We start from the raw sequence: 18535 nt of genomic DNA, 5'->3' as shown, positions 1-18535 counted from the left end.
TCTCGCCCTCGCCCACATGCTACTTCCCCGAATTCCCTCACTTTGAGTGACGAGGCCGCCACGCCTCGGCCCCGCGGCGTACCGCGGCGTGGACGGCCCGTGCCATCCGGGCGCCCCACTCCGACCGGGGCCCGCCGAACACCTCCTGCGGCCCGTTGGCCGGGACCGCCACGCACACCGCGTCCGACGCCGTGCCCGTGCCCGCGAACCCCGTCTCCATCAGCGCCTGCGACTTCGCCTCCGTGACCGTCATCACCGTGTTCACCAGCGCCGCGTCCGTCATCGCGACGGGGGAAACCACCACGATGTTGATCGTCCCCACCCGTATCGGGGCCAGCTCCGGGTCCTGGTGCCCCTCGGGGGCGGCCGCCCAGGTGGGCACCCGCAGCCCCACGGTCGCGTACGCCTCCACGCCCCCGTCCGCGGCCCGGACGTACCGGTCGACGGACGCGGCGGTCATCATCCCGACCCCGTCCCCCGTGGCGGGCCCGAGCGAGGCGAGGTGATCGATCGGGTCCATCCGCGAGTAGCCCGCCACCACCTGGGCGTTCAGCACCCACTCCCGGGGGCCGATCCCCCCGCCCAGCATCGCCGAGGAGATCATCCGCCACCCCGGCCCGAACTCCCACAGCAGCGCCCCGAGCCGGGCCCCCTCCTCCACCCGATACGTGAGCTTCACGACCCTCCCCTGACCAGGTGCACGACGGGCCGCCCGTCGGGCCCGGGCTCGATCTTCACATGCGCGTCGAAGTGCCGTCCCACGAGTTCCTCGGTCAGCACCTGCGCGGGCTCGCCCGCGGCGGCGGCGCGGCCCTCGGCCAGGAGCAGGAGGGCGTCGGCGTACAGGCCCGCGACGGTCAGGTCGTGCAGGGTGGTGACGACGGTCAGGCCGTCGGCCCGGCGGAGCCGGTCCACCAGTTCCAGCACCTGCTGCTGGTGCCCGAGGTCCAGCGCGGTCGTGGGCTCGTCGAGCAGCAGCACGGGGGCCTCCTGGGCGAGCGCCCTGGCGAGCACGACGCGCTGCCGCTCCCCGCCGGACAGCTCCCCGACGCGGCGCGCGGATAGCGCCGTCAGGTCCAGCCGGTCCAGCACGCTCTCCGTCACCGCCCGGTCGTGCCTGCTCTCCCGCCCCAGATACGGGATGTACGGCGTCCGCCCCAGCAGCGCGTAGTCGAAGACCGTCATATCGGGCGGCAGGGCGGGCGTCTGCGGCGCGTACGCCACCAGCCGGGCCCGCTCGCGCGGCTTCAGCGCGCCGGCCGGCCGGGAGCCGAGCACGACCTCCCCCCGGTGCGCGACCAGCCCCATGACGGCCTTGAGCAGGGTGGACTTGCCGGCCCCGTTGGGCCCGATGACGGCCACCCACTCGCCGCGCCGCGCCTCCAGGTCCACGCCGGTCAGGACCTCGCGCTCCCCGAGCTGTACGGACAGGCCGCGTGCGCTGATCACGTGGCCGTCCGCCTGGTCATGCGCAGGACGCCGACGAAGAACGGCGCCCCCACGAACATCGTCACCACGCCGATCGGCAGCTCGGCCGGCGCCAGCACGGTACGGGCGACGAGGTCGGCCAGCACCAGGAACGCCGCCCCGCCGATCAGCGAGAGCGGCAGCACGATCCGGTACGACCCGCCCGCCAGCCGCCGCACGACATGCGGGATGACGATGCCCACGAACCCGATCAGCCCGCTCACCGCCACGGCCGCCGCGGTGGCCAGCGAGGCCGCCAGCAGCACGGTGAAGCGTACCCGGCCCGCCCGCACGCCCAGGCTCGTGGCCTCCTCGTCGCCCACGGACAGCACGTCCAGCATCCGCCCGTGCAGCAGGAGCACGACGGTGGAGACGACGGCGTACGGCAGGACCAGCCAGAGCTGGTCCCACCCGCCGCCGACGTCGCCGAGGATCCACGAGTAGATGCGCTGCAGCTCCTCGACGTTGAACTGCTGGATGAACGTCTGGATCGCGGTCAGGAACGACGTGACCGCCACCCCCGCCAGCACCAGCGTGGCCGTGCCGCCGGCCCGCCCGGCCGTGTTGCCCAGCGTGTACGCCAGGAACACCCCGCCCACGGCCCCCACGAAGGCCGCCACCGGGATGCTCCCGGCCACGGAGGGCAGCAGCACGATCGCCGCGGTCGTCGCCAGGCCGGCGCCCGCCGCCGCGCCGAGCAGGTACGGATCGGCGAGCGGGTTGCGGAACACGCCCTGGTAGCCGGCCCCCGCCATGGCCAGCAGCCCGCCCACCACGGCGGCGAGGAGCACCCTCGGCAGCCGCAGCTCGAACAGCAGCCCCTGCTCGACCGGCGCCAGCCCGGAGTCCACCCGCGCGACCGGCAGCCAGTCCACCACCTGCAGCACGACCTGCCACGGCGAGATGTCGGCCGCCCCGTCGAGCAGCCCGGCGATCATGGAGACGGCCAGCATGCCCAGGGCTCCCGCCACCCACAGGGGTCTCGCCCTGGCCGGGCCGGCCTGCGTCACCATCTCAGCTCGCGCCGGCCTTGGCCACGGCGGCGCCGATCGTCTCGGCGAGCTCCACGACGCGCGGGCCCCAGCGGGAGGCGATGTCGTCGTCGAGCTGGATCACCCGGTCGTTCTTGATGGCGGACAGGTTCTTCCAGCCCGGCCGCTCGGCCAGGGTCTCCTTGCTCTGCCGGCAGCACTTGACGTCCGCCAGGAAGATCAGGTCGGGGTCGGCCTGGGCCACGAACTCGGCCGACAGCTTCGGGTAGCCGCCCGCCGCCTCGGGCGCCTTGTCGGCGACGTTGGTCAGGCCGAACATCGCGTAGATCTGGCCGATGAACGTCTGGGACGTGGCGGCGTACGGCGTCTGGTCGAGCTCGTGGTAGTACGTGAGCTTGCCGGCCTTGGGCGCCTCGGCGGCCAGCTTGTCCATGGCCGCCTTCATGCCGGCGACGACCTCGTCCGCCTTGGCCTTGTTGCCGGTGGCGGCGCCCAGCTCGGCGATCTCCTCGTACGCCTCGTCGAGCTTGGTGGCGGACGGCTGGTGCAGGACGGGCACGTTCACCTTGCCCAGCTCCTTGACCACCTGGTCGAGGTCGTCGGAGACGATGACCAGGTCGGGCTTCTGGGCGACGATGGCCTCGACGTTCGGCTTGAAGCCGGACAGGTCCGTCTTGGGGGCCTCGGGCGGGTGGTTCGACGCGGCGTCCACCGCGATGACCTGGGGGCCCGCGCCGATGGCGAACAGCGTCTCGGTGTGGGTGGCCGACAGCGAGACGATCCGCTTCGGCCTCTTGGCGATGGTGACCTGGCCGTTGCCCGCCTCGATGGTGACGGGGAAGTCGCCGGGGGCGGCGGAGGTAGGGGCTGTTGCCGACGGGGATGCTGTGGTGCCGGTCTGACCGCAACCGGCCAGGACGAGCGTTCCCAGCAGCGCGCCCGCGAAGGCCGTGCGTACGGGCCTCACGAGTAGTCCTTTCACACTGTTCGGAACCGAGAGACCCGCGTTGAGCGACGGATCACCCTTTTCCACGAGGGTTGATGACGTCAGCGCGGAGGCAGGCGACCTGGCTATGACAGTTGCGGGACAGCGCCGGAATCGCACCGGACTTCGCTGCGCTCTGCGCGTGAGTAAAGGGAAGGCTATCAATCGCCCAAGTGCCGGCGACGTCAAGGGGCCTGCTGGGCCGGTCGGGCCTAGCGGGTCAGCTGGTGCTCCGCCTCGGCGATGATCTCCTGCAGCCTGAGCCCGTGGGCGGCGTCGAGGGGGTGCCCGCCGCCGGCGCGCACGGTCCTGGCGAACTCCTCGGCGACCGTCTCCAGAGGGTCGTCGTCGAAGTGCGGCAGCACGGCGCTGCCGGTGCGGCCGTACACGGCGAACATGGGCGGGGGCGGGTCACCGGCGGTGGCCATGCACAGGGACGCCTCGCTGACGGCGCCGCCCTCGTGGTCGAGCAGCAGGCCGGTCCAGCCGAGCGGGTCACCGTGCGCGCGCACGCCGGTGACCGGGCCCAGGGCGGCGGCCAGCAGGTCGATCACGTGCGGGCCGACGTCGAGCAGCGCGCCGCGCTCGAGCCGCCAGGGGGTGGCGAAGGGGTGGTCGCCGAGGAGGGCGCCGGAGACGTTCGCGGCGTGGCCGCCGAACGGCTCGATCTCGGCGCAGCGGGCCAGGAACGCGCGGGTCTGGGGGGCGTACCGCAGGGTGAGCACGATCTGGGAGGCCACGCCCGCCTCGGCCACGGCATCGGCCAGCCGCCGTGCGCCGTCGAGGGAGTCGGCCAGGGGCTTCTCCAGCAGCAGCGCCTTGCCGGCGCGGGCGGCCAGGACGGCGTACTGGGCCTGCACGGCGGGCGGGACGCAGAACGCGACGGCCTCGCAGTGGTCGAACAGCTCCTCCACCCTGGTGAAGACGGGGGCGCCCAGCCGGGCGGCCTGCTCGGGGCGCCGGGCCCACACGCCGGCCAGCCGCGTGTGCGGCCCCCGGGCCAGCATCGGCCCGTGCGCCATCCGCGCCCACGGCCCCGCCCCGACCAGCCCGACCGCCACCGGCTCCATACGCCCCCCTCACCTCAAAACCACACCATAGGGGACATTCGCTCAAAGATCACCTCCCACCGCCCGCCCCGCTACGCGGGCTGGGACCCGAACAGGGGGATGGCACATGGGACGGCGCACGCTGGAGAGACGGAACGGCGCACGCCGGAGAGGCCGGACGGCGCCACGGCCGGACGGCGCCAGGGGCGGGCGGCGGGAACCGTGGGGCGGCGGCGACGCGAACCGGTGGCGATCCAGGCGGGGCCGGGGTCAGAGGGGGTGGCGGGACTGGTGGACGGCGTGCTGGGGGCGGTGGGCGAGGGTGCCGGAGTCGAGGACGAGGGTCTGACCGGTGAGGCAGCGGGACTCGTCGGAGCACAGGAAGGACACCAGGGCGGCCACGTCCTCCACCGTGCACGCCCACGGCAGCAGCCGCTCCGCCGCCTTGTCGGCCAGCTGGGCAGGCGTCAGGGCGCGTTGCGCGTTCGGGGTGAGGACGAGGGCGGGGGCCACCGCGTTGCAGCGGACGCCGCGCGAGCCGTACATGGTGGCCACGTAGCGGGTGAAGCCGATCAGGGCGGCCTTCGAGGCGCCGTACGCCGCGTGCACCGTGTCACCCACCAGGGCGGACACCGAGGACGTGATGACGATGGCGCCCCCGTCGGGCATCGCGGGCACCGTGTGCTTGACCGCGAGCATGGCCCCGCGCAGGTTGACCTCCATGGTGCGGTCCCACACGGCCACGTCGAGGGAGTCCAGCTCGCGGTCCCGGCCGTACACGTCGGCGTCGAGAACGGCGGCGTTGGAGTGCAGCACGTCCACCCGCCCGAACGACGCCACCAGCGTCGCCACCGCCTCCTCCACCTGCTTCTCGTCGGACACGTCGCAGGTCAGCGCCATCGCGGTGCCGCCGCGGGAGCGGATGCCGGCGGCGGTGGCGCGCGCGGCGGCCGTACGGAGGTCGAGCACCCCGACGCAGGCGCCCTCGGCGGCCAGGCGGGCGGCGCAGCCGGCGCCGATGCCGGACCCGGCGCCGGTCACGAGCGCGACGCGCCCGTCGAAGCGCCCGTCCGAGCGCCCGTCCGAGCGCCCGTTCACCACTCGACCGGCAGGGACGGCAGGCCGCGGCCCACGATCGACCTGCGGTAGGAGATCTCCTGGCCGGGTACGAGCCGCAGCCGCGGCAACCGGTGCCCGAGCACCTCCAGCGCGGTGCGCAGTTGCAGCCGGCCGAACGCGGCCCCGACGCAGAAGTGGATGCCGTACCCGAAGACCATGTGGTCGGCGGCGTTCGGCCGGTCGACGCGGAACCGGTCGGGGTCGGGGAAGACGCTCTCGTCGTGGGCGGCGGAGTCGGTGGACAGCAGGACGAGGGCCCCGGCCGGGATCGTCACGCCGTGCAGGGAGATGTCGGTCACCGCGTACCGGAAGGAGCCCAGCGAGGCCCCGTCGATCCGCATGCACTCCTCGGAGGCGTTGGCGACCAGCGGCGGCGGCACCGGCCAGGCGTCCTCCCGCAGCAGCCGCAGGACGGTGTTGCCGAGCTGGTTCGGGACGGTGTCGTTGCCCCCGAGCAGGATCGTGGAGATCAGCTCCACCACCTCGCGATGCGTCAGCTCGTCGCCGATGAGCGAGGTCATCAGGGAGGTGAAGTCGTCCTTCGGGTCCTTGGCGCGGGCGGCCACCAGCCGGTCCACGTAGTCGAGGTAGGTCAGGAAGCTGCCGGCCAGCTCCAGCTGGCGGGCGGGCGGCTGGAGCGACAGGAAGAGCTGGAACCAGTCCTTGACGTGCGACTGCACGAACGCCTCGTCCGCCTCGGGGACCCCGATGAAGCGGGCGGTCAGCTTGATCGACGGCTCGTGGCCGATCTCGGTGACGAAGTCGGCCCGGCCGCGCGGGACGAGCCGGTCCAGGAGGTCCTCGTTGAGCCGCCGGAACTGCTGCTCCATGGCGGCGACCGCGCGCGGCGTGAACGCCCGGGACACCGACCGGCGCAGCCGCGTGTGGTCGGGCGGGTCGACGTTGGCCACGAAGCTGGACAGGAACGAGCCGTGCTCGCCCAGCTTCTCCCTCGTCTCGCGGGTCAGGCTGCGCGAGATCGTCAGCGAGCCCTTGGAGGAGAAGCGCCGGGGATCGCCGTACGCGGCGCGCACGTCGGCGTAGCGGGTCAGCACGTACGCCCCGAGGTGCTCGCTCCTGAACACCGGCGACTCCCGGCGGAGCCTGGCCAGGAACTCGTAGGGGGCGGCGACGTGCCAGTCCGAGGTGACGTCGAAGTCCTCGATCATGCGAAGATCCTCCGCGGGTTGCCGACGAGCATCTGGTCGATCTGGTCGTCCGTGACGCCCCGCTTGCGCAGCTCGGGCAGCACGTCGCGGGAGATGTGCAGCAGGTGGTAGTTGGGGTGCCGGCGGCGTACGACGTCGGCGTCGAACCGGTCGTTGAAGCAGTACGAGTCGTGCCCCAGCACCATCCGCCCGGCGTGCCCGCGCCCGCACATCTCGGCCACGATCGCCACCCGGTCCTCGAACGAGCTGATCGTCTCGATGCCGAAGCGGTCCATGCCCAGGTAGGACCCGTTCGCGATCAGTTCCTCCAGGTAGGCCACGTCGGTCGAGTCACCGGCGTGCCCGATGACCACCCGGCCCAGGTCCACGCCGAGCGAGGCGAGCAGCTCCTGCTGCGCCAGCCCGCCCCTGGAGGCGCTGTGGGAGTGGGTGGTGATCGGCGCGCCGGTCTCCAGGTGGGCCTCGGCGACCGCCCGGAACACCCGCTCGCACCCCTTGGTCATCCCCAGGTGGTCGGAGGCGCACTTCAGCATGGCCGCCTTGACGCCGGTGCGCCCGATGCCCTCGGTGATGTCCCGTACGAAGAACTCGGCCAGCCGGTCCGGTCCCCCGAACAACGATCCGGGCCCCCGGTTGGCGAAGTACGGCGGGAGGGCGTCGTAGGTGTAGAGGCCGGTGGCGGCCACGATGTTCACGCTGGTCAGCTCGGCCACCCGGCGCACGGCGGGGACGTACCTGCCGAGCCCGACCACGGTGAGGTCCACGATCGTGTCGACGCCCTCCGCCTTGAGCGCGTCCAGCTTGCCCGCCGCCTCCCGGGCCCGCGCCTCCAGGTCCCACTCCTCGGGGATGTCCGGCCAGTTCCAGAGGATCTCCGGGCTGAGCCCGAAGACGTGCTCGTGCATGAGCGTCGCCCCGAGGTCGGCGACCGGGCCCCTCACGGTCTCAGGCACGGGAACCTCTCGTGCTCGAAGGGCCGGTTCACCTCGAGGCCGAGCCCGTCGGTCTGCCTGTACGGCAGGCCGGTGTAGAGGGCGTCGGCGTCGAAGTAGGTGGCGGTGAAGGACAGGCGCGGGCTGTCGCGGCGGTTGGCGGGGGCGCCGTGCACGGTCAGGGCGTGGTGCACGGTCGCGTCGCCGGCCTCGAGGTCCAGGGGCGGTGACAGCTCCAGCTCCTTCAGCCACGGGTGCTGGCTGAGCTGGTCGTCGCCCGGGCGGGTGAAGCTGCGCCCGAGCAGGCCGTACCGGTGGGAGCCGTCGTAGAAGCGCAGCGACCCCATTTCGGCGGGCACGTCGGCCAGGGCCAGCCAGACGGTCAGCATGGCCGAGCGATCCATGGGCATCCAGGGGAAGTCCTGGTGGAACTCGGTGGCGCCGTGCTCCCCGGCCTCCTTGACGAGCAGGTTGGTGACCTGCACGCGCACGGCCCGCACGCCGCGCAGCAGCCGTACGGCGTTGCGGCCCATCGCGGGGCTCATGGTCAGGGCGCCGAACAGCTCGTCGCTCGCCGCGATGTCCCTGGACTGGCCGAACGCCTGGTCGACCAGCGTCTCGTGGCTCCTGGAGCGCGCGCGGAGGAAACCCGTGGCGCGCTCGCGCAGCTCTGCGGTGGTGTCCGGGTCGATCAGCCGGCCGAGCCGCACCCAGCCGTGCTCGGTGAAGAACGCCGCCTCGTCGTCTGTCGCCTGGCGTACGGGGATCTCCATGTCCCCCAGTCTCGCACCTAAAGCAAGCGCTTGGTAAGCCCCGCGGATTGAGTAGCCCCTACTCATGCGCCCCCGCCCGCCGGGTCCGAAGCTCGGGGACATGACCGCAGTTCACCCACGCACCGCCACGGCCGGGTTCACCCGCACCGCGATGATCGCCTGCGCGGTGGCCTCGCCTCTCCTCATCGCCCTGTCGCTGCTGCTCGCCCCGTATCCGGCCACGCTGGAAGGCGAGCCGTACATCCGGGCCTTCACCGCCCACCTCGACGGCTACGCCCTGCTGAGCTGGCTCGGCGTGCTGAGCTTCGCCACCCTCGTCCCCGGCCTCCTCGCGGTGAGCAGGGTGGCCAGGGACGGGCGGCCCGTGCTAGGCCTGGTGGGCATGATTCTCGCCTTCATCCTGACCCTCCCGGCGACCGACACCGACGAGGTCATCTACGCCGCCGCCCGTGCCGGACTCGACGTGCCCACGACCCACCGGCTGGTCACCGAGGTGAGCGAGGGGCTGCCGACCTCGGCGCTCGGGTTCACGTTCTTCCTGGCGCTGCTGGGGCTGGTGCTGCTGGGCGTCGCGGCGCTGAGCAGCGCGGCGCCGAAGTGGGCGGCGATCGCCCTGATCGTGGCGCCGCTGCTCATCCCGGTGGCCTGGCTGGCGCAGCTGTCGAACGTGGCGGCGGGCGCGGCCTGGCTCATCCTCACCGCCGCCATGGGCGGCGTCGCCCTCGCGCTGCCCCAGCCGCGCGAGAAGGCGTGAGGCGGCTACAATCCCAACCAAGCACTTGGTAGGAGGCGGCCGTGCGGCGGTTCAGGTTCGGAGCGGTGGTACGGGAGGCCGGGTCCGGGAAGGCGTGGGCCGAGAAGGCCAGGCGCCTGGAGGGGGCCGGGTTCGACGTGCTGCTGGTGCCTGATCACCTCGTCGGGCCCAGGTTCGCGCCCGTCGCCGCCCTCACCGCGGCCGCCTGCGCCACCACCAGGCTGCGCGTCGGCACCCTCGTGTTCGCCAACGACTTCCGGCACCCGGCCGTGCTGGCCAAGGAGGCGGCCACGCTCGACCTGCTGTCCGGCGGGCGGCTGGAGGTCGGCATCGGCACGGGGTGGCTGGCGGGCGACTACGCCGGCGCCGGGCTCGCGCTGGAGCCCCCGGGGGTGCGCGTCGAGCGGTTGCGCGAGGCGCTCGCCGTGCTCAAGGGGCTCTGGGGCGACGGGCCCTTCGACTTCGAGGGACGGCACTACCGGATCTCCGGCCTCGACCAGCAGCCCAAACCCGTGCAGCGGCCCCGTCCCCCGCTGGTGATCGGCGCGGGCGGGGCCCGGATGTTGCGGCTGGCGGCCGAGGAGGCCGACGTCGTGAACATCGGGATGCGGGTGAAGGCCGACGGGAGCGGGCCCGACGTGCGGGACGGGGGGCTGCCCGCGCTCCTGGGCAAGCTCGCCACCCTGCGCGCGGCGGCCGGCGACCGTTACCCGGAGCTGGAGCTCGGCACCAGCGTGGTGCAGGTGGGCGAGCGGAAGGCGGAGGAGGCGTGGAGCGCGGCCGACAGCTCCGCGCTGGACGAGACACCCCAGGTCCTGCTGGGTACGCGGCACGACATCGCCGACAGGCTCCGCTACTGGCGGGACGAGCACGATATCTCGTACTTCGTGCTGCATCACGAGCGTGACCTGCCCGCCTTCGAGCCCGTCGTCGAGGACCTGGCCACCTGACCGCGGCCGGGAGAAGGCCGTGCCGGATGATGGGACCCATGAACGAGATGCTGCTGCTCCGGCACGGAGAGACCGAATGGAGCAAGGCGGGCAAGCACACCGGACGTACCGACCTGCCTTTGACGGAGCACGGCGAGGAGCAGGCCAGGGCGCTGGCGCCGCTGGTGAAGGAGCCGTTCGACCTGGTGCTGGTCTCCCCCGCCCAGCGCGCCGGGCGGACGGCGGAGCTGGCCGGGCTGTCCGGTTACGAGGTGGACGCCGATCTGTGGGAGTGGGACTACGGCGGCTACGAGGGGATCACCACGCCGGAGATCCGCAGGACTCACCCCGGCTGGTACCTGTGGCGCGACGGCGTGATCCCCGGCGACGCCGAGCACCCGGGCGAGAGCGCCTCCGAGGTGGCGGTGCGCGCCGACCGGGTGATCGAGCGGGCCCGCCGGGTCGAGGGCCGGGTGGCGCTGGTGGCGCACGGGCACTTCCTGCGCGTGCTGGCCGCCCGCTGGCTGGGCCTGGCGCCCGAGGAGGGCCGGCTGCTGAAGCTCGACACGGGCACCTACTCGCGGCTCGGCTACGAGCACGCCGAACCGGTGCTCCTGACCTGGAACGCCCCGGTGTAGAACGCGTCTATAACGGCCCCTGGCCGACCTTCGTGCGCAGGGCCGCCTCGTGCATGGCCCTGCTCACCAGCCAGCCGCGTAACGACCCGAGACTGGGGTCGTAGGCCAGAGGCTGCTCCCAGAGCGCGACGAACACGTTCTGGGTGACCTCCTCCGCGAACGCCTGGCTCTTGGTGACCTTGACCGCGACCCCGTAGACGTACGAGCCGTGCTGGTCGTAGGCGTCGGCCAGCGCGTCGAGGTCACCGGCCGTCAGCCGTGCGCACAGGTCCATGTCGCTCATCAGTCGCATCCCAGCGTGGCGGCGGCGCGGATCAGGTCGCGGGCGAGCGCGGGGTCGCCCTCGGCGGCGTACGGGAAGGAGTCGGCCGGCCACCGGTTGCCCAGCAGCCGGCAGAAGTCCACCGCCTCGGCCGAGATGAGCACGGCGACGTGGCCGGAGGTGGGCGAGAGCGGGATCGTCCACGTGCCGCCGCCAGGGCCGGTCAGCACCACGGTGGCCGAGACGTCGCGGCGCGGCCCCTTGAGCGCGCGGGGCAGCAGGGCCAGGCCGAACTCGGCGATCATGTGCACGTGCTCGGGGCGCGGCGCGGCCTTGGACCGGTCGGTGGCGACCCTGATGTCGTCGGCGTGCGTCCACGTCTCGAACGTGCGCTGGATCATGGCCTGGCGCAGCGGCGCGCGGGCCGGGCGGGCCCCCGCGAGCGCCACCTCGACGCCCAGCAGCACCTCGCTGCTGCACGAGACCCGCTCCAGCACGGAGCCGGCCTGCTCGCGCCAGCGCCGGTGCAACGGCGCGGCGGCCGCGCCGGCGCCCGGGACCCCCATGAACGTGGCCACGGTCGAGTCGTTGGCCATGAGGTGCTCGACCAGCCCCCTGACCGTGCCGTGCTTGGCGATCGGGAGCTCCCACTGCGGCTCGCTCAGCTCGGCCAGCAGCTCGTCCATGATCGCGACCTGCTCGGCGTACGGCGCCGCCACGGTGGTCACGGCCATCACGGCCGGGGTGCGGCGGCGGCGCGCCATGGACAGCACGGCCTCACGCAGCGTGGGCGGCGGCGCGACCGCCGTCTCGGGTTGGTCGAGCAGCGCGATCGCCGCGGTGCAGTCAGGGCACGATGCGACGTGTTCGTCTGGGCTCTGCCCGTTGTAGAGGTATGAGTCCGTCATGGCCACCTCCGCAGCCGACGCTAACCCGTCGGACCCCCTTGCGCCAGGCGGCAACCGGGGAACGGTGCGAGAAGCGTCTCACGCCAGGGGCCTTCCAGGTAGTCGCGCGCCCGTTTTCCCCAGTCCAGCAGCCGGGAGTCGGGGGTCGCCTCGTCGTCGAGACCCAGGGCCGCGTCGCGGGCGCGCTGGGTGGCCAGGTGGTCGTCGAGGGAGACGGCCCAGAGGGTGACCGCCTCGGTGTCGCAGAACAGCACCTCGTACAGGCCGACGAGGGTGTGGCCGTGCTCGGCGAGCAGGGGGGCGCGCTCGGTGCGTACGGCGTGCAGGTAGTCGAGTGCGGCGCCGGGGCGTACGCGGGCGCTCTCGAAGAGGTAGAGCTCGGCGGCGGGGGCCTCGGCGAGCGGCGGGCAGCCCGGCGCGGCGCCGAGCGGCCGGGAGAACGCCGAGAAGCGCAGGTCGTCGATGTCGGACAGGAACAGGCGCTCGTCCACGCCCTGGTAGATCTCCATCATCTGCCGCCAGCCGCCGTCCCAGCCGCCGTGGCAGTCCCACAGCGTGACGGCCTTGAACTGGGGATGGCCGGTGATGCCGACCGCGTAGAAGGCGCCCACGAGGTCGATCTCGCGGGACCTGATGGACATGCCGGAGGTGAGCGAGGGCGCCGTGCGGGTCTCGTCCTCGCGCTTGTAGCGGGTCAGCCAGGTGAGGTACTCCAGGGGACGCCTGGAGTTCATCGGCCGGAAGTCGACCTCCTCGATCAGGTGGATCGCGCGCCGCACCACGCCTCCTCTACCAAGCGGTTGCTTGGCCCGAGGATAGCGATCAGGCCAGCGCTTGGGAAGGCTGGGGCCCCCGTCCCGTGAGCCACTCCAGGACCCTGCGGTGCCCGGAGGTGGCGTCCTCGAAGTGGCCCCAGTGCCAGTACCGCGGCTGGTCGCGGATGCCGGTCACCCAGGTCCGGTAGGAGACGGAGGCTCCCGTGGTGGCGGGTGCCACGCCGTAAGTGCGGATCACGACCTTGCCGCCCGGTGCGAACAGCACGTCGTCGGCGATCGGATACAGGGTCATCTGGTCGAGCATGGACTGATCCTGACCGTGGCACGAGGCCGGACGGTTACGCCTCCGGCGCGCCCCCGTTAAGCGGGCGCGCCGGAGGTAAACACGCTGTTAAACGAGCAGGCCGTCGAACTCTCCGTCCTTCACCCCGAGCACCAGGGCCCGGATCTCGTCGCGGGTATAGATGAGGGCAGGGCCGTCGGGGAAACGCGAGTTGCGCACCGCGATGCCCCCGTCGGGAAGCTCCGCGAGCTCGACGCAGTTGCCCTGCGAGTTGCTGTAGCGGCTCTTGCGCCAGGCGACCTGCGTCAGGTCCGCCGCGGGCATGCCGTTGTAGGTCTGGTTCATCTACATCTTTCTGAGAAGACCGCCGATGAGCTCGACGGTGCCCCCTGGCGTGGTGCTCTCCACGCACAACTGCTCCATCGCCGTGAGGTACGGATCGATGTCCTCACGTTTGTCCAGGTACAGGGCACCCCAGAGCTGCTCGACGTAGACAACGTCCGACAAATCGGACTCGGGAAACCGCAAGATGCTGAAAGCGCCCCCTTCGGCGGCGTGCTTGCCGAACCTGAAGGGCATCACCTGGATGGTGATGTTGGGAAGAGCGGCGACTTCCAGCAGATGCTGGAGCTGCTCGGACATGACCTCCCGCCCGCCGATGGTCCGCTTGAGCGCCGCCTCGTCGATGACGGCCCACAGCCGGGGTCCATCCTTCTGGGTGAAGCGCTCCTGACGCTGCATGCGCATATGCACGCGGCGCTCGATTCTCTCCGGACTCGCATCGGGGTTGCCAAGCTGAAAGACCGAACGCGCATACGAGGCCGTCTGCAGCAGGCCGGGCACGAACTGCACCTCGTAGGTCCTGATCACGCTGGCGGCCTCCTCCAGGCCGATGTACGTGGTGAACCAAGACGGCAGTTCGGCCGAGTATTTGTGCCACCACCCGGGGGTGTTGGCCTCGCGAACCATCTCCAGCAGGGCACGGCGCTCGGCATCGTCGACGACGCCGTACAGGGTGAGCAGGTCTTCCACGTCACGTGTCTTGAAGCCGACGCGGCCGAGCTCCATGCGGCTGATCTTGGACTCGGACGCCCGGATGTGAAATCCGGCCTGTGCCCGGTCGAGGCCGCTGGCCTCGCGGAGGCGCCTGAGGCTCGCCCCCAGCATGATGCGCCGAACGGTCGAACCGGAACCGGGCGGATCAATGGACACGTGCTTGCTCCTTGGTCGTTTCCTTGCCACACAGTCTGTCACTTCACGGCCGAAAGATCATGGGCCGCGGACAAGATCCCCTTTCCCCCATATTGACCATTTGAGGGCAACCGTAGCGCTTGCACGAGTTGTCTGCACGTGCATTCGCTCTTGCAACTGCACGAGAGTTTCCCGCAGAATGATCTACGTGCAATCCACCACGGCACACGGCCAGTGGACCACGTTCGATTGGTGGCCCCCAGTCGGCTGGTGGCCGGAGGCGGCCGGTGATCTGCTGGTCCCCGGCCCGTCCGCGAGCGCCACGTTCGTGCTCCCACCCGCCGCGTCCTCCGTCCATTCGGCCCGCAGCTTCACCGCCGGCGCCCTGTCGGGCTGGGGCCTCGGCGAGCTGACCGAGAACATGGAGCTGGTGGTCTCCGAGCTGGCCACCAACGCCCTGCGCCACGGCCTGTGCCTGGACGACCCGCGCCGCGAGCGCGCGGTCCACATGTCCCTCGTCCGGCGGGGACCACTGGTCACCAGCGCCTTCACCGATCCCGGCTCCTCGGTGCCGGTGCTGCGATACCCTGGCCCCCTCGACACCGGCGGCCTCGGACTCCACATCGTCGAATCGCTCAGCCTCCGCTGGGGATGGTCCGCACTCGCACCCCACGGAAAGATCGTCTGGGCAGTCCTCTCCTGACCGGGGGTGATCTGCATTACCGTGGATGGTCATGGCTCACGGTGAGTCCCGCGCGCGACCCCATGAGAGTGCTGACAGATGGAAGATCACCTGCTCGGCTGGCTGCGAACACTAGACGAGGACCGGCTCGGCCGCATCCTGGCCAACCGGCCCGACGCCATCGCCGCGCCCTGGCCCAGGCGGCTGGACACTCTGGCCCAGCGGCTCGGCAACGGCTTCGCCGTGATGGAGACGCTGCGCGGCCTGCCGCTGCCCTGCCTGCAGCTCGCCGAGACCACCCTGGCCATGACCCGCCCCACCGCCGAGACGCTGGCGCGCTTCGTCAGCATGGAGCCGGAAGACGTCACCCCCTGGCTGGAGCACCTCTACGACCACGCGCTGGCCTGGCCGGACGACGACGGAGTGATCCACCTCGCCGAGGGCGTCACGCGCTGGTGGGCCGCGCCGCTCGGCCTGGGCGAGCCGCTGGAGCACTACCTCAACTCCTGGTCCATCAGCAACGACGCGCTGCACTCGCTCGCCCGCGCCCTGGGGCTGCCCGCGCACGGCAACAAGCGCCGGACGATCGCCCGCGTCATCGAGTCGCTCAGCGACCTCGAGCGGATCAGGGCGCTGATGCGCAACGCCCCTGACGGCACCGTGCCGCTGCTCGACCGGTTCGCGTGGGAGGGCCCCGCTCTCGACGTCGACGGCGGGAGGTTCGTCAGCCCGGGCACGCCGGAGAAGTGGTGCGCCGACCACGGCCTGCTCTTCCGGCCGAGCTGGCACGTCGCGGAGATCCCCCGCGAGGTGGCGATCTGCCTGCGCGGCCCCGGCTACCACCCGGCCTACCGCCCGGTGGCGCCCGAGGTGGCCGCGATCCCGGTCGACCCCGAGGAGGTCGACCACCTGATGACGCTGGCCGCGCCGCACGTGGTCGAGCGCTGCGCGGCCCTGCTCGACAACGCCTCCAAGACCCCGCTGCCGCTGCTCAAGACCGGCGGCGTGGGCGTGCGCGAGGTCCGCAGGGTGGCCAAGGAGACCGGCTGCGACGAGGACGAGACGCGGCTGCTGCTCGAGGTGTGCACGGTGGCCCGGCTGCTGGCCTGGGACGAGCCGTCCGGCGGCATGATCCCCACCGAGCGGTTCGACCGCTGGCGGCTCGACGAGGGCTCGGCCCGGCTGCGGGTGCTACTGGCGGCGTGGTGGCGGATGGAGCGCTCCTCGCTGCGCAAGGTCGACGGCAAATACGGCACCGTGCTCGGCGACGACCCGGCCGGCAGCGCGATCGCCCAGGTGCGCAGGGCCGTCATCTCCGCACTGGCCCACCTGCCGTCCGGCACGGCCTTCGCCGACCGCGACAGCCTGATGAACAACGTCCACTGGCACGCGCCGCTGATCGACCAGCCACTGCTGCGCGAGTGCGCGCCCGCGGTGCTCGACGAGGCCAGGCTGCTGGGGCTGCTGGCCAACAACGCGCTCACCGACCTCGGCCGGGCGCTGGCCGGGCTGACCGCCAAGGCGGGAGACGAGAACGACGACGCCGTCCCCATGGTCGAGCACGACCCGGTGCTGGCCGAGGCGGCCACCCGGGCGCTGGCCAGCGTGCGCAGGAGCGCGCTGTTCGGGCCCGACCTGACCGCGGTCGTCACGGGGCCGCCGTCGGCGGAGCTGGCGGCGCTGCTCGACCGGACCGCCGAGCGCGAGTCGCGGGGCGCGGCCTCGGTGTGGCGTTTCACCACCGAGAGCGTGCGGCGGGCGCTCGACCACGGCTACGAGGCCGATGACCTGCTCGACGAGCTGGCCGGGGTGGGCACCATCCCGCAGCCGCTCGAATACCTGGTCCGCGACACCGCCCGCAGGCACGGCGAGGTGACGGTCACCACGGTGGGGTGCGTCGTGCAGGCCGCCGACCCGGCCCTGCTGGCCGAGATCGCCGCCCACCGGCGGCTGGGCCGGCTGGGCCTGCGGCTGCTGGCCCCCACGGTGCTGGTGAGCACGGCCCCGGCCGATCGCACGCTGGCCGCGCTGCGCGACGTCGGCTACTCCCCCGTGCCGGTCGCCGACACCGGCGAGATCACCATCCACCGGGCCAGGCCCGAGGAGCCCGCCAACGGCAAGCTCATCCTGCTGCCGGGCGGGCAGGTGGCCGAGCTGTCGGAGTTCCCCGGCATCGAGGAGCTGGAGGCGGCCCCCTACATGTTCGCCGAACCGGCCCCCGACCCCTACGAGCACGCCCGCCGCCTGCTGTCCGCCGGCCGGCCGGACGACGAGAAGAGCGGCCGCACGTGGGCGATCATCGGCAGGATGGCGACCCGGCTGCCGACCGCGCAGCAGTCGCTGCTCGGGTTCGTCGTCGACCGGGGCGTGCGGGCCGGCATCACGCTGACCGACGGGCTGACCGCCACGATCAGCCACGGCGAGCTCAAGGGCGGCGCGCTGGACGCCTGGTGCGAGGAGGCAGGCGACTACCTGGAGTTCCCCCTCGCCGAGATCGTCGAGGTGCGCGGGGCCTACTGAAAGGGCCCCTTACGTGAGCGGCTGGGCCTTCTTCAGGTTGGCCACCAGGCCCTCGAGGAAGCCGGCGTAACCCTGATAGCTGTAGGGCGCCTCGGCGTTCCACGGGTAGAGCTGGCCGGCCTTGACCGCGGGGAGCTTGGCGAAGGTGGGCTTCTTCATCATCTCCTCGGGCTTGAGCGCCTGGGTGCGGGTGTCGTAGAGGATCACGTCGGCGTCGTACTCGTCGGCGTTCTCCCAGCTCAGCGTCTGGAAGAAGCCGCCCTCGTCGACCTTGGCGGGCGTGACGACGTCGAGACCGGCGTCCTTGAGGTGCACGATGTCCGGATACTCCGGCGGGTTGACCACCCAGAGCGCGTCCGCGCCGCCCGACACCATGAGGATCTTGAGGTCCTTGTACTGGGCGAGCTCCTTGGTGGCCGCCTCCATGCGGGCCTTGGCCTCGGGCACGCCCTCCATGCTCGCGCCGAGGGACTTGGCCAGCTCCTCGTACCTGCCGATCACCTGCGTGGCGCTCTTGCCGGTGAGCATGACGCCCACGGTGGGGGCGACCTGCTCGATGGTGTCCTTGGACTTCTCGGGCACGTACCAGAGGGTGCCCTTGATGTACATGCTGCTGACCAGGAGGTCGGGCTGGAGCGCGATGTACTGCTCGACGTTGAACTCGTCCCACACGTTGCCCAGGCCCGTGACCTTGGTGATGTCCACGTTGCCGACCTGCGGGTCCTTGCTGCCGTCCTTGAGCTTGTGCGGGCCGAACACGCCGATCGGGCGCACGCCGAAGTCCCACAGGGCGGCCGCCGCGCCCACCTGGGCGACGACCCGGGAGGGCACCTTGGGCTGCTCGAGCTTCTTGTCGCGGTCATCGGTGAACGTCCAGCTCTGCGCGGCCGGGGCCGCCGCCGAGCCCGAGCCGGCGGGGGCGGCGCCCGTGCCGCCGTCGCCGCCGCACGCCGCCAGTGTCAGGGCCGCCGCGAGTCCTGCCGCGCCCGCCAGGAAGCCCCTGCGAGCCAGTACCGGTCCCGACATGCACATCTCCTAAGGTTAGGCTTGCCTTCTTGCAAGACCATTAGATTAGCCTTGCCTAAGTTTGACTTGCTACGAGAGGG

Annotated in this window: 21 protein-coding genes; 5 read left to right on the top strand and 16 right to left on the bottom strand. The window is 72.0% G+C overall.

Annotated features, from left to right (window positions below):
- Window positions 1–37 precede the first annotated feature (37 nt).
- From ACBJ59_RS05140 to ACBJ59_RS05100, 9 genes are all read right to left on the bottom strand, one after another.
- Window positions 38–679 carry an adenosylcobinamide amidohydrolase gene (locus ACBJ59_RS05140; RefSeq protein WP_375109013.1) on the bottom strand — a complete coding sequence of 214 codons (642 nt, stop codon included), beginning with the start codon at window positions 677–679 and terminating at the stop codon, window positions 38–40.
- Window positions 676–1449 (bottom strand): ABC transporter ATP-binding protein, encoded by a 774-nt coding sequence (locus tag ACBJ59_RS05135; RefSeq protein ID WP_375109012.1) that lies wholly within the window; start codon window positions 1447–1449, stop codon window positions 676–678. Before ACBJ59_RS05135 ends, ACBJ59_RS05140 begins: the two co-directional genes overlap by 4 nt.
- Window positions 1446–2480, bottom strand: coding sequence for a FecCD family ABC transporter permease (locus ACBJ59_RS05130; RefSeq protein WP_375109011.1), 1035 nt, complete (start codon window positions 2478–2480; stop codon window positions 1446–1448). Before ACBJ59_RS05130 ends, ACBJ59_RS05135 begins: the two co-directional genes overlap by 4 nt.
- A gap of 1 nt (window position 2481) precedes the next feature.
- Window positions 2482–3426: an ABC transporter substrate-binding protein gene (locus tag ACBJ59_RS05125; protein ID WP_375109010.1), complete on the bottom strand. Its 945-nt coding sequence runs from the start codon at window positions 3424–3426 to the stop codon at window positions 2482–2484.
- A 230-nt stretch (window positions 3427–3656) separates the two neighbouring features.
- Window positions 3657–4514: a Gfo/Idh/MocA family protein gene (locus ACBJ59_RS05120; protein ID WP_375109009.1), complete on the bottom strand. Its 858-nt coding sequence runs from the start codon at window positions 4512–4514 to the stop codon at window positions 3657–3659.
- 249 nt (window positions 4515–4763) lie between these two features.
- A complete protein-coding gene (locus ACBJ59_RS05115; protein ID WP_375109008.1) occupies window positions 4764–5591 on the bottom strand; it encodes an SDR family NAD(P)-dependent oxidoreductase in 828 nt (275 codons plus the stop codon).
- Window positions 5588–6781, bottom strand: coding sequence for a cytochrome P450 (locus tag ACBJ59_RS05110; protein ID WP_375109007.1), 1194 nt, complete (start codon window positions 6779–6781; stop codon window positions 5588–5590). Before ACBJ59_RS05110 ends, ACBJ59_RS05115 begins: the two co-directional genes overlap by 4 nt.
- Window positions 6778–7734, bottom strand: a complete 957-nt coding sequence (locus ACBJ59_RS05105) for a phosphotriesterase (RefSeq protein ID WP_375109006.1) — start codon at window positions 7732–7734, stop codon at window positions 6778–6780. The genes ACBJ59_RS05110 and ACBJ59_RS05105 overlap by 4 nt, the downstream gene beginning before the upstream one ends.
- Complete coding sequence (locus ACBJ59_RS05100; protein WP_375109005.1) at window positions 7719–8486, bottom strand: phytanoyl-CoA dioxygenase family protein; 768 nt, start codon at window positions 8484–8486, stop codon at window positions 7719–7721. Before ACBJ59_RS05100 ends, ACBJ59_RS05105 begins: the two co-directional genes overlap by 16 nt.
- Window positions 8487–8586: 100 nt before the next feature.
- On the opposite strand from ACBJ59_RS05100, the gene ACBJ59_RS05095 reads away from it, so the two are divergent.
- Genes ACBJ59_RS05095 through ACBJ59_RS05085 form a run of 3 tightly spaced genes read left to right on the top strand, consistent with a single transcriptional unit; the run spans window position 8587 to window position 10807 of the window.
- The gene (locus ACBJ59_RS05095) at window positions 8587–9240 is read left to right on the top strand and encodes a hypothetical protein (RefSeq protein ID WP_375109004.1); all 654 of its coding nucleotides are present in this window, start codon (window positions 8587–8589) and stop codon (window positions 9238–9240) included.
- Window positions 9241–9281: 41 nt separating this feature from the next.
- Window positions 9282–10190 carry a TIGR03621 family F420-dependent LLM class oxidoreductase gene (locus ACBJ59_RS05090; protein WP_375109003.1) on the top strand — a complete coding sequence of 303 codons (909 nt, stop codon included), beginning with the start codon at window positions 9282–9284 and terminating at the stop codon, window positions 10188–10190.
- A 38-nt stretch (window positions 10191–10228) separates the two neighbouring features.
- Window positions 10229–10807 (top strand): histidine phosphatase family protein, encoded by a 579-nt coding sequence (locus ACBJ59_RS05085; RefSeq protein WP_375109002.1) that lies wholly within the window; start codon window positions 10229–10231, stop codon window positions 10805–10807.
- 7 nt (window positions 10808–10814) lie between these two features.
- Here ACBJ59_RS05085 and ACBJ59_RS05080 read toward each other — a convergent pair whose 3' ends face one another.
- From ACBJ59_RS05080 to ACBJ59_RS05055, 6 genes are all read right to left on the bottom strand, one after another.
- Window positions 10815–11090 (bottom strand): sigma factor, encoded by a 276-nt coding sequence (locus tag ACBJ59_RS05080; protein WP_375109001.1) that lies wholly within the window; start codon window positions 11088–11090, stop codon window positions 10815–10817.
- Window positions 11090–11977 (bottom strand): maleylpyruvate isomerase family mycothiol-dependent enzyme, encoded by an 888-nt coding sequence (locus tag ACBJ59_RS05075; protein ID WP_375109000.1) that lies wholly within the window; start codon window positions 11975–11977, stop codon window positions 11090–11092. Before ACBJ59_RS05075 ends, ACBJ59_RS05080 begins: the two co-directional genes overlap by 1 nt.
- 20 nt (window positions 11978–11997) lie before the next feature.
- Complete coding sequence (locus tag ACBJ59_RS05070) at window positions 11998–12756, bottom strand: hypothetical protein (RefSeq protein ID WP_375108999.1); 759 nt, start codon at window positions 12754–12756, stop codon at window positions 11998–12000.
- Between the two features lie 43 nt (window positions 12757–12799).
- Window positions 12800–13057: a hypothetical protein gene (locus ACBJ59_RS05065; protein ID WP_138670670.1), complete on the bottom strand. Its 258-nt coding sequence runs from the start codon at window positions 13055–13057 to the stop codon at window positions 12800–12802.
- 87 nt (window positions 13058–13144) lie between these two features.
- Complete coding sequence (locus ACBJ59_RS05060; RefSeq protein ID WP_043632079.1) at window positions 13145–13381, bottom strand: DUF397 domain-containing protein; 237 nt, start codon at window positions 13379–13381, stop codon at window positions 13145–13147.
- Window positions 13382–14203, bottom strand: a complete 822-nt coding sequence (locus tag ACBJ59_RS05055; protein ID WP_168010388.1) for a helix-turn-helix transcriptional regulator — start codon at window positions 14201–14203, stop codon at window positions 13382–13384.
- A 223-nt stretch (window positions 14204–14426) separates the two neighbouring features.
- Between ACBJ59_RS05055 and ACBJ59_RS05050 the strand changes: the two genes are divergently transcribed.
- Window positions 14427–14930, top strand: a complete 504-nt coding sequence (locus ACBJ59_RS05050; protein WP_375108998.1) for an ATP-binding protein — start codon at window positions 14427–14429, stop codon at window positions 14928–14930.
- 78 nt (window positions 14931–15008) lie between these two features.
- On the top strand, window positions 15009–17429 hold the full coding sequence (locus ACBJ59_RS05045) for a helicase-associated domain-containing protein (protein WP_375108997.1): 2421 nt from the start codon (window positions 15009–15011) through the stop codon (window positions 17427–17429).
- A gap of 9 nt (window positions 17430–17438) precedes the next feature.
- Here the strand turns inward: ACBJ59_RS05045 and ACBJ59_RS05040 are convergent, their stop codons facing one another.
- Window positions 17439–18455 (bottom strand): ABC transporter substrate-binding protein, encoded by a 1017-nt coding sequence (locus ACBJ59_RS05040; protein ID WP_375108996.1) that lies wholly within the window; start codon window positions 18453–18455, stop codon window positions 17439–17441.
- Between the last annotated feature and the right edge of the window lie 80 nt (window positions 18456–18535).

It is taken from the genome of Nonomuraea sp. MTCD27 (assembly GCF_041950495.1).
Lineage (GTDB): Bacteria > Actinomycetota > Actinomycetes > Streptosporangiales > Streptosporangiaceae > Nonomuraea.
Note: the sequence above shows the minus strand (reverse complement) of the source record. Positions and strands in the feature narration are given on the sequence as shown.

Coding starts and splice junctions, on each gene's coding strand:
- ACBJ59_RS05130 (WP_375109011.1), bottom strand. CDS start 2,480: ATGGTGACGCAGGCCGGCCCGGCCAGGGCGAGACCCCTGTGGGTGGCG.
- ACBJ59_RS05120 (WP_375109009.1), bottom strand. CDS start 4,514: ATGGAGCCGGTGGCGGTCGGGCTGGTCGGGGCGGGGCCGTGGGCGCGG.
- ACBJ59_RS05110 (WP_375109007.1), bottom strand. CDS start 6,781: ATGATCGAGGACTTCGACGTCACCTCGGACTGGCACGTCGCCGCCCCC.
- ACBJ59_RS05100 (WP_375109005.1), bottom strand. CDS start 8,486: ATGGAGATCCCCGTACGCCAGGCGACAGACGACGAGGCGGCGTTCTTC.
- ACBJ59_RS05095 (WP_375109004.1), top strand. CDS start 8,587: ATGACCGCAGTTCACCCACGCACCGCCACGGCCGGGTTCACCCGCACC.
- ACBJ59_RS05085 (WP_375109002.1), top strand. CDS start 10,229: ATGAACGAGATGCTGCTGCTCCGGCACGGAGAGACCGAATGGAGCAAG.
- ACBJ59_RS05080 (WP_375109001.1), bottom strand. CDS start 11,090: ATGAGCGACATGGACCTGTGCGCACGGCTGACGGCCGGTGACCTCGAC.
- ACBJ59_RS05075 (WP_375109000.1), bottom strand. CDS start 11,977: ATGACGGACTCATACCTCTACAACGGGCAGAGCCCAGACGAACACGTC.
- ACBJ59_RS05065 (WP_138670670.1), bottom strand. CDS start 13,057: ATGCTCGACCAGATGACCCTGTATCCGATCGCCGACGACGTGCTGTTC.
- ACBJ59_RS05060 (WP_043632079.1), bottom strand. CDS start 13,381: ATGAACCAGACCTACAACGGCATGCCCGCGGCGGACCTGACGCAGGTC.
- ACBJ59_RS05055 (WP_168010388.1), bottom strand. CDS start 14,203: ATGCTGGGGGCGAGCCTCAGGCGCCTCCGCGAGGCCAGCGGCCTCGAC.
- ACBJ59_RS05050 (WP_375108998.1), top strand. CDS start 14,427: ATGATCTACGTGCAATCCACCACGGCACACGGCCAGTGGACCACGTTC.
- ACBJ59_RS05045 (WP_375108997.1), top strand. CDS start 15,009: ATGGAAGATCACCTGCTCGGCTGGCTGCGAACACTAGACGAGGACCGG.
- ACBJ59_RS05040 (WP_375108996.1), bottom strand. CDS start 18,455: ATGTCGGGACCGGTACTGGCTCGCAGGGGCTTCCTGGCGGGCGCGGCA.